10 protein-coding genes are annotated in these 13104 nt (G+C 72.6%); 3 read left to right on the plus strand and 7 right to left on the minus strand.

Going from position 1 to position 13104, the window contains the following annotated elements; all coding sequences use genetic code 11:
- Positions 1–17 precede the first annotated feature (17 nt).
- The gene (locus WBK31_RS21045; protein ID WP_364054259.1) at positions 18–269 is read left to right on the plus strand and encodes a zf-TFIIB domain-containing protein; all 252 of its coding nucleotides are present in this window, start codon (positions 18–20) and stop codon (positions 267–269) included.
- A 66-nt stretch (positions 270–335) separates the two neighbouring features.
- On the opposite strand, the gene WBK31_RS21050 is transcribed toward WBK31_RS21045, so the two are convergent.
- Together WBK31_RS21050 and WBK31_RS21055 are read right to left on the minus strand one after the other, a co-directional pair.
- Positions 336–1199: a hypothetical protein gene (locus WBK31_RS21050; protein WP_406673007.1), complete on the minus strand. Its 864-nt coding sequence runs from the start codon at positions 1197–1199 to the stop codon at positions 336–338.
- 142 nt (positions 1200–1341) lie between these two features.
- Complete coding sequence (locus tag WBK31_RS21055) at positions 1342–3195, minus strand: ABC-F family ATP-binding cassette domain-containing protein (RefSeq protein ID WP_406673008.1); 1854 nt, start codon at positions 3193–3195, stop codon at positions 1342–1344.
- Between the two features lie 427 nt (positions 3196–3622).
- Here WBK31_RS21055 and WBK31_RS21060 point away from each other — a divergent pair, with 427 nt between their 5' ends.
- Positions 3623–5383: an AMP-dependent synthetase/ligase gene (locus tag WBK31_RS21060; RefSeq protein WP_406673009.1), complete on the plus strand. Its 1761-nt coding sequence runs from the start codon at positions 3623–3625 to the stop codon at positions 5381–5383.
- 47 nt (positions 5384–5430) lie between these two features.
- On the opposite strand, the gene WBK31_RS21065 is transcribed toward WBK31_RS21060, so the two are convergent.
- From WBK31_RS21065 to meaB, 5 genes are all read right to left on the minus strand, one after another.
- Positions 5431–5871: an acyltransferase family protein gene (locus WBK31_RS21065; protein ID WP_406673010.1), complete on the minus strand. Its 441-nt coding sequence runs from the start codon at positions 5869–5871 to the stop codon at positions 5431–5433.
- Positions 5793–6524, minus strand: a complete 732-nt coding sequence (locus tag WBK31_RS21070; protein ID WP_406673011.1) for an acyltransferase family protein — start codon at positions 6522–6524, stop codon at positions 5793–5795. Before WBK31_RS21070 ends, WBK31_RS21065 begins: the two co-directional genes overlap by 79 nt.
- Positions 6521–7141, minus strand: a complete 621-nt coding sequence (locus WBK31_RS21075) for a TetR/AcrR family transcriptional regulator (RefSeq protein WP_364054274.1) — start codon at positions 7139–7141, stop codon at positions 6521–6523. The genes WBK31_RS21070 and WBK31_RS21075 overlap by 4 nt, the downstream gene beginning before the upstream one ends.
- Before the next feature lie 153 nt (positions 7142–7294).
- Positions 7295–9598, minus strand: a complete 2304-nt coding sequence (locus WBK31_RS21080; protein WP_406673012.1) for a CehA/McbA family metallohydrolase — start codon at positions 9596–9598, stop codon at positions 7295–7297.
- A 178-nt stretch (positions 9599–9776) separates the two neighbouring features.
- Positions 9777–10736 carry a methylmalonyl Co-A mutase-associated GTPase MeaB gene (meaB, locus tag WBK31_RS21085; RefSeq protein ID WP_364054280.1) on the minus strand — a complete coding sequence of 320 codons (960 nt, stop codon included), beginning with the start codon at positions 10734–10736 and terminating at the stop codon, positions 9777–9779.
- 110 nt (positions 10737–10846) lie between these two features.
- On the opposite strand from meaB, the gene WBK31_RS21090 reads away from it, so the two are divergent.
- Complete coding sequence (locus WBK31_RS21090) at positions 10847–13072, plus strand: serine/threonine-protein kinase (RefSeq protein WP_406673013.1); 2226 nt, start codon at positions 10847–10849, stop codon at positions 13070–13072.
- Positions 13073–13104: the final 32 nt, after the last annotated feature.

The following is a 13104-nucleotide window of genomic DNA, read 5'->3' on the forward strand; positions in this document are numbered from 1 at the left end:
CAAGGAGAACGACTTAGATGCAGTGCCCCAAGTGCCGCGGAAACATGCGGACTTATGAGCGCAACGGCGTCCACATCGAGCAGTGTGACAACTGCCGGGGTATCTTTCTCGACTACGGCGAGCTCGAGACGCTGACCAGGTTGGAGGCTCAGTACCACGCGGCGCCCCCGCCTCCGCCCGCCCCCGGCCCGGCCTGGGGTGCTCCCCACCACGGCCACTACGGTCACCACCGCCAGCGCAGCTGGGTGGGCATGCTGTTCTCCACCTGATCTGATCGTCTTCGAGGCCGCGCTCCTGCCGGGAAGCGCGGCCTTCCCCGTCTCACGAGGTCCGGATCAGCCCGGGAAGTCGTCGGGGTCCACCTGCGTGGTGCGGGCGTTGCCGCCGCTGATGGCGTGCAGCGTGAGCCGCCAGTCGTGCCAGAGGATCTGCGTCGCCGTGTACGTCGTCTTGAACTTCACGGTCTTCTCGAACCGTTCGAAGCTGCAGTCCCGGGTGAAGGCGCCGGTCTTGCCGTCCCAGTCGGTGCCGTGCGTGAAGTAGATCTTGTAGTTGCCGTCGCGCACGCCCTTGACCTTGAACGTCGCCTTCTTGCGCACGTACACGCTGAACACCTTGCTGCCGCCCCTGAGCGCGGTCACCACGGCGTCGAGGTCTCCGCCGTTGTCGATCTCCAGCGTGCTGCGGCCGTCGAGGGTGCCGCCCTTGCGGACGAACGCGCCGTTGCGCAGCCGCCGCGTGCGGCGCTCCCCGGCCTTGACGTTGACGACGTCGGCCGGGTAGTCGCCGGCGGTCTGCAGGGCGCGGCCCGCCTTGTCGAGCGCGGCCAGCTTGTCACGGAGGTCGGCGAGCACGGCCGAGGAGGTGCACAGGTCACGGGCGCCGACCTTGCCGGCCGTGGAGCCGAGCCCGGTGGCGACGTCGCGCAGGCCGGCGACGTACGCCTCGTGCTGGGCCCGCACGTCCTCGGGCGGCGTGATGGCGGCAAGCGCCTCGGCGGCGCCGCTCAGCGTCTCCTCGGCCTTGTCCACCCGCTGGTCGAGCGCCTTGAGCCCGCGCGCCTTGGCCAGCCCGGTGATCGCGTCGGTCATCGCCTTGCGCCGGCTCTGCAGCTCTTCCTTGTACGCCTCGGGCGTCAGCGCCGCCTTCGACTCGCCGCCATCGGAGGCGGTGCCGTCGCCGCCCGCGACGCCGGACACCTTCGAGTCTCCCCCGGTCGGTGACTCCCCGGCCGAGGAACACGCGCCGAGGGCGGTGACGGTAGCGAGGGCGAGAACGCAGGAAATCAACCGGGGTGTAGCCACCTGCCACACTATCTCCGGATTGATCCCTAACCGTCAATTACGATGCCGACAGTCCCTCCTCACGGTCCTGCCGCAGCCAGCGGGTGATGCCGAGCGTCTCCAGGAACGGCATGTCGTGGCTGGCCACGATCAGCGCGCCCCGGTACGTCGACAGCGCCTCGGCGAGCTGCCTGACGCTGGCCAGGTCGAGGTTGTTGGTCGGCTCGTCGAGCAGCAGGAGCTGGGGCGGCGGCTCGGCCGACAGCAACGCGGCCAGCGTCGCGCGGAAGCGCTCGCCGCCCGACAACGTGCCCGCCTGCCGCTCGGCGCGCTCCCCGCGGAACAGGAAGCGGGCCAGGCGGGCCCGTACCTCGTTGATCGAGGCCGACGGTGCCACGGCGCGGACGTTGTCCACCACGCTCAGCCGGTCGTCCAGCAGGTCGAGCCGCTGCGGCAGGTAGCGGACGGGCACGTTCGCGCCGTGGGCGACGATGCGCTTGAGCAGCGTGGTCTTGCCGGAGCCGTTGGGCCCGAGCAGCGCGATCCGCTCGGGCCCGCGCACGACCAGCCTCTCCAGCACGATCCTCCGCACCCCATCGGCCCCGTCCCCCGGCCCACCGACCCGGCCCCTCGGCCCGTCGGCCTCGCCCCTCGGCCCGTCGACCTCGCCCCTCGGCCCGTCGGCCTCGTCCGCCGGCCCATCGACCCCGTCCACCTGCCCGTCCGCGCCGTCCCGGCGCCCGCTCACGCCGTCCCGCCGTCCGTCCGCGCCGTCCGGCTGAACCGGCGGCCCGACCGGATCTGCGAGCGGACCAGAGGGCGGGGCGGGCGGGTCTAGGAGCCTGGCGGGCGGGTCTAGGAGCCTGGCGGGCGGCGGGTCGAGCGGGAGGTCCAGGACGACGCGGCCCGCGGGCACCTCGGTGCCGGGCAGCTCGATGCGGATCTCCGCGTCGTCGCGCACCGCCTGTTCGGCCTCGCGCAGCCGCTCGCGCGCCTCCGCCAGCCGCTCCTCGTGCAGGGCGCGCTGCTTGCCCGCCGTCACCTGGGCCTTGCGCTTGAGCGCGCCCGCGGCCATCTTGCTCACCTTCTTGTTCTCGAACGCCTTCCTCCCGGCTCTGGCGCTCCGCTCGATCCTGGTCCGCGCCTCGATCAGCTCGCGCTGCCGGCGGCGGACCTCGCCCTCGGCCGTGCGCACGCCGCGCTCGGCGGCCTCCTGTTCAGCGGCGGCCTGCTCCTCGTACGCGCTGAGATTCCCCCCGTACAGGCGGACGGCCCCGTCGCGCAGCTCGGCGATCTGGTCGACCAGCTCGAGCAGCGCCCGGTCGTGGCTGACGACGAGCAGCACGCCCTGCCAGGCGGTGACGGCGGCGTAGAGCCGCTGCCTGGCGTCCAGGTCGAGGTTGTTGGTCGGCTCGTCGAGCAGCAGCACGTCCGGGCGCTTGAGCAGCTGCGCGGCGAGCGCGACCATGACGGCCTCGCCGCCGGACAGCGTGCCCACGGTACGGTCGAGCCCGACATGGCCGAGCCCGAGGCGGTCCAGCTCGGCGCGGGCGCGCTCCTCGACGTCCCAGTCGTCGCCGATGACGGCGAAGTGCTCCTCGGCCACATCGCCGCGTTCGATGGCGTGCAGCGCCTCCCGCTTGCGGGTGATCTCCAGCAGGTCGGACACGGTACGGCCGGCGCGCAGCGGCACGGTCTGCGGCAGGTGGCCGAGCACCCCGGAGACGGTGACGGACCCCGAGCGCGGCGCCAGCTCTCCGGCGATGATCCGCAGCAGCGTGGACTTGCCCGACCCGTTGACCCCGATCAGCCCGGTACGCCCGGCGGGGAAGGCGGCGTCGAGCTTGTCGAGCACAGACGTGCCGTCCGGCCAGGAAAAGGACACGTGATCCACAACAATCGAAAAGGCCATAAAAGCGGCTCCCATCACAAAAGTCGGAAATATCGCGACTTTGCGGGAATCACCGCATGCGCACGCGTCAGCGTGGAGGCTCGCAGGAAGAGTCCGCGGCCTGCGAAACGAACGACGAGGATCCGCCGGAGGTCCAGGTGACGCGCGCACGCCCAGGCGCGGCCCGCGGCAGGGCGCCCACAACGGGGTGCCCGAGTACGGGTGCTCACGGCAGGGCGGCACGGCGCGGTGCCCGCGACCTCAGATCCTCAAATCTGCTGCCCTCACAGATCGGCGACAGGACGTGGGGAGCTTACGCGAAGCCTCCGGGCCAGGCAAGACGCTCCGCCGTGGGGAGAGCACCGGCGGCGGCGTCATTGATCAACCATCGACGGAAAGGCCGCACTCACCTTAAAGTCGGGGCCAACCACCCCCCAGGAGGTCAGGCATGTCCAGCATTCCCTCCCTGCTCCGCGACCGGATCGCGGCCACCCCCGACGCCGAGGCGTACCGTGTGCCCTCGGACGACGGGTGGGTCTCGCTGTCATGGCGCGAGGTGGGCGACCGGGTACGCGGGCTGGCCTTGGGCCTGGCGAAGCTCGGCTCCGGCCCCGGCGCCCGCGTGTCGATACTCTGCTCGACCCGTCTCGAGTGGATCCTGTGCGACCTGGCCGTGCTGGCCACCGGCGCGGCGACGACCACGATCTACCCGTCCAACACCGCGGCGGAGTCCGCGTTCATCATCAGCGACTCGGGCAGCACGATCGTCATCGCCGAGAACGACGACCAGGTCGCCAAGCTCGAGTCGGTGCGCAAGGAGCTGCCCGGCGTCAGCCATGTGATCGTCATCGACGGCACGCCCAGCGACGACGGCTGGGTGATCCCGCTCGACTCGGTCCCCGCGGACGAGGGCGACTACGACGCCATGGTGGACGCCATCGCCCAGGACGACCTGGCCACGCTCATCTACACCTCGGGCACCACCGGCCGCCCCAAGGGCGTGGAGCTGACCCACGACAACTGGCTCTACACCGCCGATGCGGTCCGCGAGATCAACCTGATCTCCCCGTCCGACCTGCACTTCCTCTGGCTGCCGCTGTCGCACTCGTTCGGCAAGCTGCTGGAGGTGGTGATGATCGGCCAGGGCGTGCCGACCGCCATCGACGGCCGCCTGGACAAGATCGCCGAGAACCTCGGCGTGCTGCGGCCCACGTTCATGGCCGCCGCACCGCGCATCTTCGAGAAGATCCACAACACGGTCGTGGCGAACATGCGCAACGAGGGCGGGCTCAAGCTGCGCATCTTCGAGTGGGCGCGCAAGACCGGCATCAGGGTCGTACGGGCCCGCCAGCGCGGCGTGCCGGTGCCGATCACCACCCGCATCGAGTACGCGCTCGCCGACCGGCTGGTCTTCGCCAAGCTGCGCGAGCGGTTCGGCGGCAGGATCCGCTACTTCATCTCGGGCGCGGCCCCGCTGTCACAGGACATCGCCGAGTTCTTCGACGCCGCCGGGCTGACCATCCTCGAGGGCTACGGCCTGACGGAGTCGTCGGCGGGCACGTTCCTCAACCGGCCGGAGTCGGTCAAGTTCGGCACGGTCGGCCTGCCGTTCCCCGGCACCGAGGTGCGCATCGCCGACGACGACGGCGAGATCCTCATCAAGGGGCGCGGCATCATGCGCGGCTATCACAACCTGCCCGAGGACACCGCCGAGGCGCTGGAGGACGGCTGGCTGCACACGGGCGACATCGGCGAGCTGGACGACGTGGGCCGGCTGCGCATCACCGACCGCAAGAAGGAGCTGATCAAGACCTCGGGCGGCAAGTACGTCGCCCCGACCTACCTGGAAGGCAAGATCAAGGCGGCCTGCCCGTACGTGTCGCACGTGTTCGTGCACGGCGACCGCCGCAACTACGTCACCTGCCTGGTCACCCTCGACATGGAGGTGGTCAGGCCGTGGGCGCAGGCCCAGTCGCTGCCGCTCGACCCCGAGGAGCTGCGCGAGCACCCGCGCATGCGGGCCGAGGTGGAGAAGGCGATCCAGCAGGTGAACGCGGGCGAGGCGAGCTACGCCACGGTCAAGAAGTTCGCCATCCTGGGCAGCGACTTCACGGTGGAGACGGGCGAGCTGACCGCCAGCCTCAAGATCAAGCGGAAGGCCGTCGAGGAGCGTTACGGCAGCGTCCTCGACGGCTTCTACGACGCTTGAGGGTTTGAGGACCTTGGGACGGTCCGCTCACGGCTGCCGGGCGCGGCTCACAGCACCCGCTTGGCGCCCGGCAGCGAGCGCACCAGGTAGGCCAGCCCCCAGCACAGCGGGAGCGCGAGCACCAGCATGATCGCGAACTTGACGATCGCGATCGCCTCCAGCGGGCGGAGCGCGTAGCCGAGCCCGACGAGCACCAGCGGGTGGACGATGTAGACGGTGAAGGCGTGCTGGGCGAGGAAGCGCCCGCGCGGCCCCTGCGTGTTGAAGCGCTCCCTGAACAGCACGGTCAGCCCGATGATCATGCTGATCGCGAAGGCCGTCTCCCACAGCGCGATCAGCGCGGTCGAGACCATCCCGGTCGTCATGAGCGAGGCGGGCAGCACGGTCGCGGTCGACACGGCGGCCGCGATCAGCCCGATCCGGCCGGCGCGCGCGGGCAGCGAGGTGTACCAGCCGCGCCGCCAGGCCACGCATCCGGCCGCGAACATGGCGGCGTACTGCGGCAGGAAGTGGGGCGACGGCAGGCCGAGCACGGGCACGTACGAGCGGCCGGCACCCAGATCCGCCACACGGCGGTCACCGCCGCGAGCCCCAGCGCGAACAGCACGATCTGCCGCGCCCGCAGCGGAAGGTCCCGCCGCTCGGGCAGCGGCCTGCGGGCCCGCCAGGCGGCGTAGAGCAGCGCGAAGACGATCAGCACCTCGGCGAACCACATGGGGCCCGGGTCCCAGGAGAGCAGGTAGAACTGCCAGTACGGCAGGCCGTCGAGGTCGGCGTACACGCCGGCGGTCACGATCGGGCGCAGCAGCAGGAGGAAGACGAGCAGCGGGATGCCGAGCCTGATCAGCCGGTCGCGGACGAACCCGCGCCCGCCCTTGCGCGCGTGCGAGCCCGGGGTGAAATAGCCGGAGATGAGGAAGAAGAACCCCATGAAGAACGCCTGGTTGACGACCACCAGCAGGTCCAGCAGGCCGCCGGTGGAGTCACGGGCGGGCTCCAGGTAGTACCAGACGGGGATGGTGCCGTAGGTGACCGCGACGTGGTGGGCGACCACCAGCACGGTCAGCACGATGCGCAGGTTGTCGATGGCGTAGAGCCTGAGCGTCCTTGTGGTGTCGGGGGTGGTGGTGGCGGTCGTCATGCGCGGCAGGCCCTTTCGAAGAGGTCGGCGAGCTCATTGGCGTGGGCGTCGAGGTCGTGTTCGGGGTGGGCGGCCCAGTAGGCGAACATGTTGTCGATGGCGGCCGACTGGGTGACGGCCATGACGCGGACGTCGAAGTCGCGGAACTCGCCGCTCTCCTGCCCCATCCGGTAGAAGTGCTCGAGCGTCTGGTAGATCTGCTCGCTGGTGTGCACGCCGTAGCGGGGTTTGCCGTCGGCGTCCCTGAAGTTGTGGAAGATCTCCCCGAGCGCCGCGAGCTGCGCACGGTGGCCGCGCATGTGCTCGGCCACGGCGAGGACGTACGCCCGGAGCAGCTCGGTCGCCGTGGTGAGCCCTTCCATCCTGGCCATGACGTGCTCGGCGATGCCGCCGTAGGTCCGCTCGACCACTTCCTCCATCAGTTCGTCCTTGCCGGCGAAGTGGTAGGAGATCACCCCCTTGCTGATGCCGGCGTGCTTGGCGATCCGGGCGAGCGACGCCTGGCCGTACCCCGCCTCGGCGATGACCTCGATGGCCGCGGCCACGATCTGCGCCCGCCTGGCCTCCTCGATGAACGAGCGCGACTTCTGGCCGCTCGTCCCATTTTCTGACCGCATGGCCAAAATTTAACACACTCGGCCAGAGGCTCGAATGAGCAGGGCCCGGGCATGCGAACGGGCCCGCCGGTGGCGGGCCCGTCTTTTCGATGAGGCCGGCGCAGGACTCCAGGCGGCCCCAGTGGCAGGCCCGTGTCCTCGATGCGGGGCGGCTCAGGACTCCAGGCGGCTCAGGTAGACCGTCCTGGCCTGTTCCAGCAGGGACATGTGGTCGCCGAACTGGTACGGGCTCACCAGCCTCCCGTGCTGGCGGATCAGCTCCTCCAGCAGGTCAAGCCACTCCAGGCACCACAGCACGTCCTCGCGCCGCGCCACCGGCCTGCCCTCCACGTTCACGTAGACGGGGCTGGTCAGCGCGTACCCGGTGGCGGTCAGCGTGCGCGGGTGCGGCTCGCAGAGCGCCTCGGCCACCACGTACGTGGGCGCGTCCAGCGTCAGCTCCGCCGTCACCGTCAGCACGTCGTCACCGCCGTCGCGGCCGTCGGGTGCCAGCCGCTCGGCCCCGGCGCGCACGCCCTCGGCGGTGCGGATGCGGACCGCCACCACCTCGGGCCCGACGGCGGCGGCCGTGACCGTGACCCGGTCGCCCTCCGTGGCGTGGATGACGTGGCCGGGGCCGTGGCCGTTGACGTCCAGCTCAAGCCACGGGCCGGTGGTGGCGAACGTGCGGCCCGCGCGCACGGCGGCGGCGAACGAGCGCGCGGTCAGCTCGCCCTCGACCTGCGCGTAGACGCGCGCCCAGCCGGGCGGGTTCGAGTGGGTGTCGGAACGCGTGAAGGAGATCATCGCGTCCGTGCCCGCGGTGACCGCCAGCCGGTTGCCCGCGCCGATCAGCCGCCGGTAGACGGCCGCCGTGGCCGGGATGGAGGCGTGGGTGAGCACGTCGAGGCTGTCCACGAGCCCGAGCGCGGCGTCGGCGACCAGCTCGCGGGCGGTGCAGTCGCGCGGCACCGGCGAGACCACGCCGGACGGCGAGTCCCCGTCGCCGATCGCGCCGTGGAAGGGGTGGCTGTAGCCGACGAGCGCCCCGAGTCCGCGCAGCTCGCGCAGCCCGTCGGCGTTCGGCGGCCAGTCGGCGTCGTCCTCGAACCCCGTGTGATAGCGGCCGGGGGCCGAGCGCGGCGCGAAGGCGTAGATGTGGCCGAGCAGGTCGTTGCGGTACTCGACGCCCATCCTGGCCACGTGGGTGGCGTCCGACCATGGCAGGTCGCGGCCGGTCCAGTGTTCGAGCGCCTCCCTGTCGTACACGCGGCGGCCCGACACGTTGCCCGCCAGCAGGTTGAGCACGTGCAGGTCCTCACCGAGCTGCGCGGCGGCCGCGTCGGCGGGCACGGCCACCAGGTCGCCCGCCCAGTTGAGGTGGACGTGCAGGTCGCCGCCGTACCAGCCGCGGGCGGCGGCGTCGTACAGGCGGTCCGGGATCAGCTCAACGAGCTGCTCGGCGCCGGGGACCGGGGTGAGCGCCAGCTCGCGCTCGCCGTACTCCATGCCCCTGGCCACCCGCACGGTCAGCGGCAGGCAGGGGACCTCCACCACGAGGTCGTCGCCGTGGAAGTACGGGCGGCCGTGGTAGTCGTAGCGGTGCGGCACGCCGGACGGGAACCAGCCGCTGCCGTCCTCGGCCACCACGCTCCACCGGCACGGCAGCCCCGCCGACAGGCGCAGCCTGGCCGCGCGCACGGGACGCAGCAGGCTGTCCAGGCGTACGCGCTCGCCGCCCACCACGATCACGCTGTCCTGGTCCGCCTCGACCAGCCAGGCGCCGCGCGGCGCGAGCACCCGCCGGGTGTCGTCCACGCTGACCGTGCAGGGCTCGTCGCGCCTGGAGTCGAACAGCAGCGAGATCCGCTCTACCCCGCGTCCCGGCAGCGGCGCCCGCTCCCCCTGCCAGGGTGCGGCGGAGCCTCCCCGCCCGGCCGCCTCGGCAGGTTTCCCGCCCGCCTCCACCTCCGCAAGCCGCCCGCCCGCCTCCGCAAGCCGCCCGCCCGCCTCCGCAAGCCGCCCGCCCGCCTCCGCAAGCCGCCCGCCCGCCTCCGCAAGCCGCCCGCCCGCCTCCGCAAGCCGCCCGCCCGCCTCCGCAAGCTGCCCGCCCGCCTCCGCACGCCTCCCCGCCGTGTCCTCTGCGGTGACCAGCACCGTGCGCGGCGCGCCCTCCAGCGAGACCGCGCCTGGCCCGATGCGGACGGCGACGAGGTGTCCCGGCAGCTCCCCGTCGAGGGTGTCGCGCAGGACGCGGTCGTAGTCGGGCTCGGCGAGCCGGGCGGCGAGCCGGTCACATGGCTCGCCCGGATGTTCGTCCGCCACGGCCTGGTGGACCAGGCTCCAGAAGCGGTCGAAAAGCGCAGGCGGCAGAACCTTCCGCCGGGCGAAGAACTTCACGTAATGGATCTCCGGTTCTCCCCAGGTGATGCCGTGGCGGTCGAGGAGGCGGCCGTACTCCTCGAGCTCGTCGGTCACCCTTCCGGGCAGCATCGAATCCGCACCCATGTGCGCCCCTCCCCCACGTCGGTTGCGCGCCATCGTGGCACGGATCACACGGCGGTTTCGCCGGGCCGGAGCGGGGCGGAGGGGGAATCCTCATCCCCGGGAGAGGTATCTCAACCTGAGGGGTTCCGATGCTGCTCCGCCTGCCGGATCAGGATCGGGTGAATGCGGACAGAATGCGCTCCGCGGCCAGCGCGGGGGTCACCTCCCCCGCCAGCACCGCGCGCTCGACCTCCGCGCTGATCTCCGCCACCCGGGGGTGCGTGCGCAACTCGGCGAGCAGCCGGTCGCGCACCAGCGCCCAGGTCCAGTCCACCTGCTGGCGGCGGCGCTTGGCGGCCAGGTCGAGGCCGTCCTGGTGGGCGAGCACCTTCTCCCAGACCTCGTCCAGCCCCTCGCCGGTCAGCGCGCTGCAGGTCAGCACGGGCGGCGGGGCCGAGTCCGTACGCAGCATGCGCAGCGCGCCCGCCAGCTCGCGCGCCGCCTTCTTGGCGGGCAGCGCGTACTCGCCGTCGGCCTTGTTGACCGCAATGACGTCGGCCAGCTCCAGCACGCCCTTCTTGATGCCCTGGAGCTGGTCGCCGGTGCGGGCCAGGGTGAGCAGCAGGAACGTGTCCACCATGTCGGCCACCGTGGTCTCCGACTGCCCGACGCCGACGGTCTCCACCACGACGACGTCGAAGCCGGCCGCCTCCACCACGACCATGGCCTCCCTGGTGGCCTTGGCCACGCCGCCGAGGGTGCCGGAGGTGGGCGAGGGCCGGATGAAGGCGCCGGGGTCGGCGGCCAGGCGGGCCATGCGGGTCTTGTCGCCGAGGATGCTGCCGCCCGTCCTGGTGGACGACGGGTCCACGGCCAGCACGGCGACCTTGTGCCCCTCGCCGGTCAGCTTCGTGCCGAGCGCGTCGATGAACGTGGACTTCCCCACACCCGGCACGCCGGACACGCCCACCCTGCGGGCCTGCCCGGTCAGCGGGGTCAGCTCGACGAGCAGCCGCTGCGCGAGCGCGTTGTGATCGGCCCTGGTCGACTCGACCAGCGTGATCGCGCGGGCGATCCACGTACGGGAACCGGCTCGCACGCCCCGGACGTAGTCCTCCAGCGAGTGCACCCCACCACCCCTTTCTTCGCAGTTGATGAGCCTAACTTCTGACAAATGTTGACTTTTGCCAGTAGGGTGCTGGAGTTCGTTTCACAGCCGTCACAGGAGTCACTCCCCTCATGCCCAACGTCGAACCCCTCCGCGAGGGCGACCCGGCAGCGGTGGGGCCCTACCGGCTGGTCGGACGCCTCGGCGCGGGCGGCCACGGTGTCGTCTACCTCGGCCAGGCACGCAACGGAACCCCGGTCGCCGTCAAGCTGCTGCGCGAGGGCCTGGCCGTGGACGACCGCCTGGCCGCGGCCGTCGCCGCCGCGCGCAAGGTCGAGCCGTTCTGCCTCGCGCGGGTGCTCGACGCCTCGACCAGCGGCAGGCCGTACATCGTCTCCGAGTACGTGGACGGGCCCTCGTTGCAGCAGGCGGGCCGGCGCGGCGGCGCGGAGCTGCAGCGGCTCGCCGTGGCCACCGCGACCGCGCTCGACGCCATTCACCAGGCCGGCGTCGTGCACGGCGACCTCACGCCGTCCAACGTGCTGCTCGGCCCCGACGGCGCGAAGCTCGTGGACTTCGGCATCGCCGCGGTGCTCGGCTCGGGCATGAAGGCCACCAGCAACATCGTGGGGACGCCCGCGTACATGGCGCCCGAGCAGCTCGCCGGGCGGCCGGTGGGCGCGGCGGCCGACGTGTTCTCGTGGGCCTCGGTCATCGTGTTCGCGGCCACCGGCGTGCCGCCGTTCGGCGACGACGCGCTGCCCGCCGTGATCAACCGCATCCTGCACGACGAGCCGGAGCTCGGTGAGCTGGAGCGGCCGCTGCGCGACGTCGTCACCGCCTGCCTGGCCAAGGACCCGGGCGCGCGGCCGTCCATGCGTGACGTGCTGCTCAAGCTGACCTCGCCCTCCCGGCGCACCCTGGCACCGCACGCCGCCCCGGACGCCTACGACACACCCGACCGGCAGAACGTGCCGCCGTTGCCGCGCCGCCGTCCCGCCGAGGCCACCACCCGCGACTTCGGCTCCGCCGCCGCCCAGGACGCCCCTTCTGACCGGCCGGGCGCGGCCCAGGCCGCAGAGGCCCACGCTGCGGGCGGGCACCCGCGTGACGCCCATGGCGCGGCCCGTTCGGACGACGCCCAGGCTCATGGGGGCGAGCGCTCCCGCGAGGAGCGGCGCGGGCCCGAGCAGGGCGAGCACGACGTGAGCGCCCAGAACGGCCAGACGGCCGCGTCGTTGCAGGCGCTGTTCGACCTGTCGTCGCCGGTGGAGCCGCCCTCCGGCGCCCGGGACCGGCGAGGGAGCGCCGTGCCGCTGGGCGCGCCGGTCGCCTTCGACGCGCCGCCGGCAGGTACGCGATCGCCCCGCGACCACGCCGGCTCCGGTGGCGGGGCGGGTGCCCACGGCTTCGAGCCGGCGTCTGCGCGCCCCGGCTTCGGGGACAGGACGGGCGGGTCGGGCCCGGCCGCTGGAGGCTCCGGCTCGACCGGGTTCGGCGCTCCGGCGGGCGGCCCGGGTTCGTCGGCGGGCGGCTCCGGCTCTGCGTCCGCCGGGTTCGGCGCTCCGGCGGGCGGGTTCGCAGGCGCGCCCGGCGCGACGGGCAGCCTGATCGCCGCCGTCGGCCAGGGCACCACGGGCGGCACGGCGGCGAGCGGCCAGGAGAGCGGTCAGGGAACCGGGGACGGCGGGGACGGCCAGGAGCGGCCCGCGGCCCGTCCGTCGCGGCGGCGCCGGGTCAAGACGCTGGCCATCGCGGGCGTCTCCGGTGTGTCCGTATGCGTGCTGGGCGCCGCGATCATCTGGCTCACCCCGACCGAACCCACCCCGAAGACGGGGAATGTGCCCGCCACCAGCAACGTCCCCACCACACCTGCGGCCACCCGGCCCGCCACCGCGCCGGCCGAGCCGCCGTCGTCCGAGGAGCAGCCGGCCGAGGAGTCGTCGGATGCGGGCGCCCAGCGGTCCACCGCCGGCCCGGATGTCACCGCGTCCACGCTCCCGGCCGACGACCGCAAGACGCAGACCGCGTCGAACGCGACGAACCGGCTGCGCCTCGTCTACGTGCGCGCGGGCGGCACCAGGACCGGCGACTGCTGGTCGGGCGGCCAGGTGACGCTGCAGGCGCTGGTGCGGCGCAGCGGCGCGGCGACGACGTTCAGCTACACCTGGCTGGTCGACGGCACCGCGATCGGCCGCTCCTCGGCGGTGATCTCGGCGAACGGCGAGCGCTACCTCGCCGCGCCCCGCACCCTGCGCAGCACCGGCGGCGTGCACCGCGTGACGCTGCGCATCACCGCGCCGGTGGCCGTCGAGCGCACGGTCTCGGTCCCGATGTGCGAGCAGGGCACCTACTGACGCCCGCCGCCTGAGCCGCCAGGACCGGCGGC

The sequence above is a fragment of the Nonomuraea sp. N2-4H genome (assembly GCF_045291505.1).
GTDB lineage: Bacteria > Actinomycetota > Actinomycetes > Streptosporangiales > Streptosporangiaceae > Nonomuraea > Nonomuraea fastidiosa.

Excerpts from the sequence above, each read along its gene's own strand:
- WBK31_RS21090 (WP_406673013.1), top strand. The coding sequence starts at position 10,847 with ATGCCCAACGTCGAACCCCTCCGCGAGGGCGACCCGGCAGCGGTGGGG.
- WBK31_RS21070 (WP_406673011.1), bottom strand. The coding sequence starts at position 6,524 with ATGACGACCGCCACCACCACCCCCGACACCACAAGGACGCTCAGGCTC.
- WBK31_RS21045 (WP_364054259.1), top strand. The coding sequence starts at position 18 with ATGCAGTGCCCCAAGTGCCGCGGAAACATGCGGACTTATGAGCGCAAC.
- WBK31_RS21055 (WP_406673008.1), bottom strand. The coding sequence starts at position 3,195 with ATGGCCTTTTCGATTGTTGTGGATCACGTGTCCTTTTCCTGGCCGGAC.
- WBK31_RS21075 (WP_364054274.1), bottom strand. The coding sequence starts at position 7,141 with ATGCGGTCAGAAAATGGGACGAGCGGCCAGAAGTCGCGCTCGTTCATC.
- WBK31_RS21065 (WP_406673010.1), bottom strand. The coding sequence starts at position 5,871 with ATGTTCGCGGCCGGATGCGTGGCCTGGCGGCGCGGCTGGTACACCTCG.
- WBK31_RS21060 (WP_406673009.1), top strand. The coding sequence starts at position 3,623 with ATGTCCAGCATTCCCTCCCTGCTCCGCGACCGGATCGCGGCCACCCCC.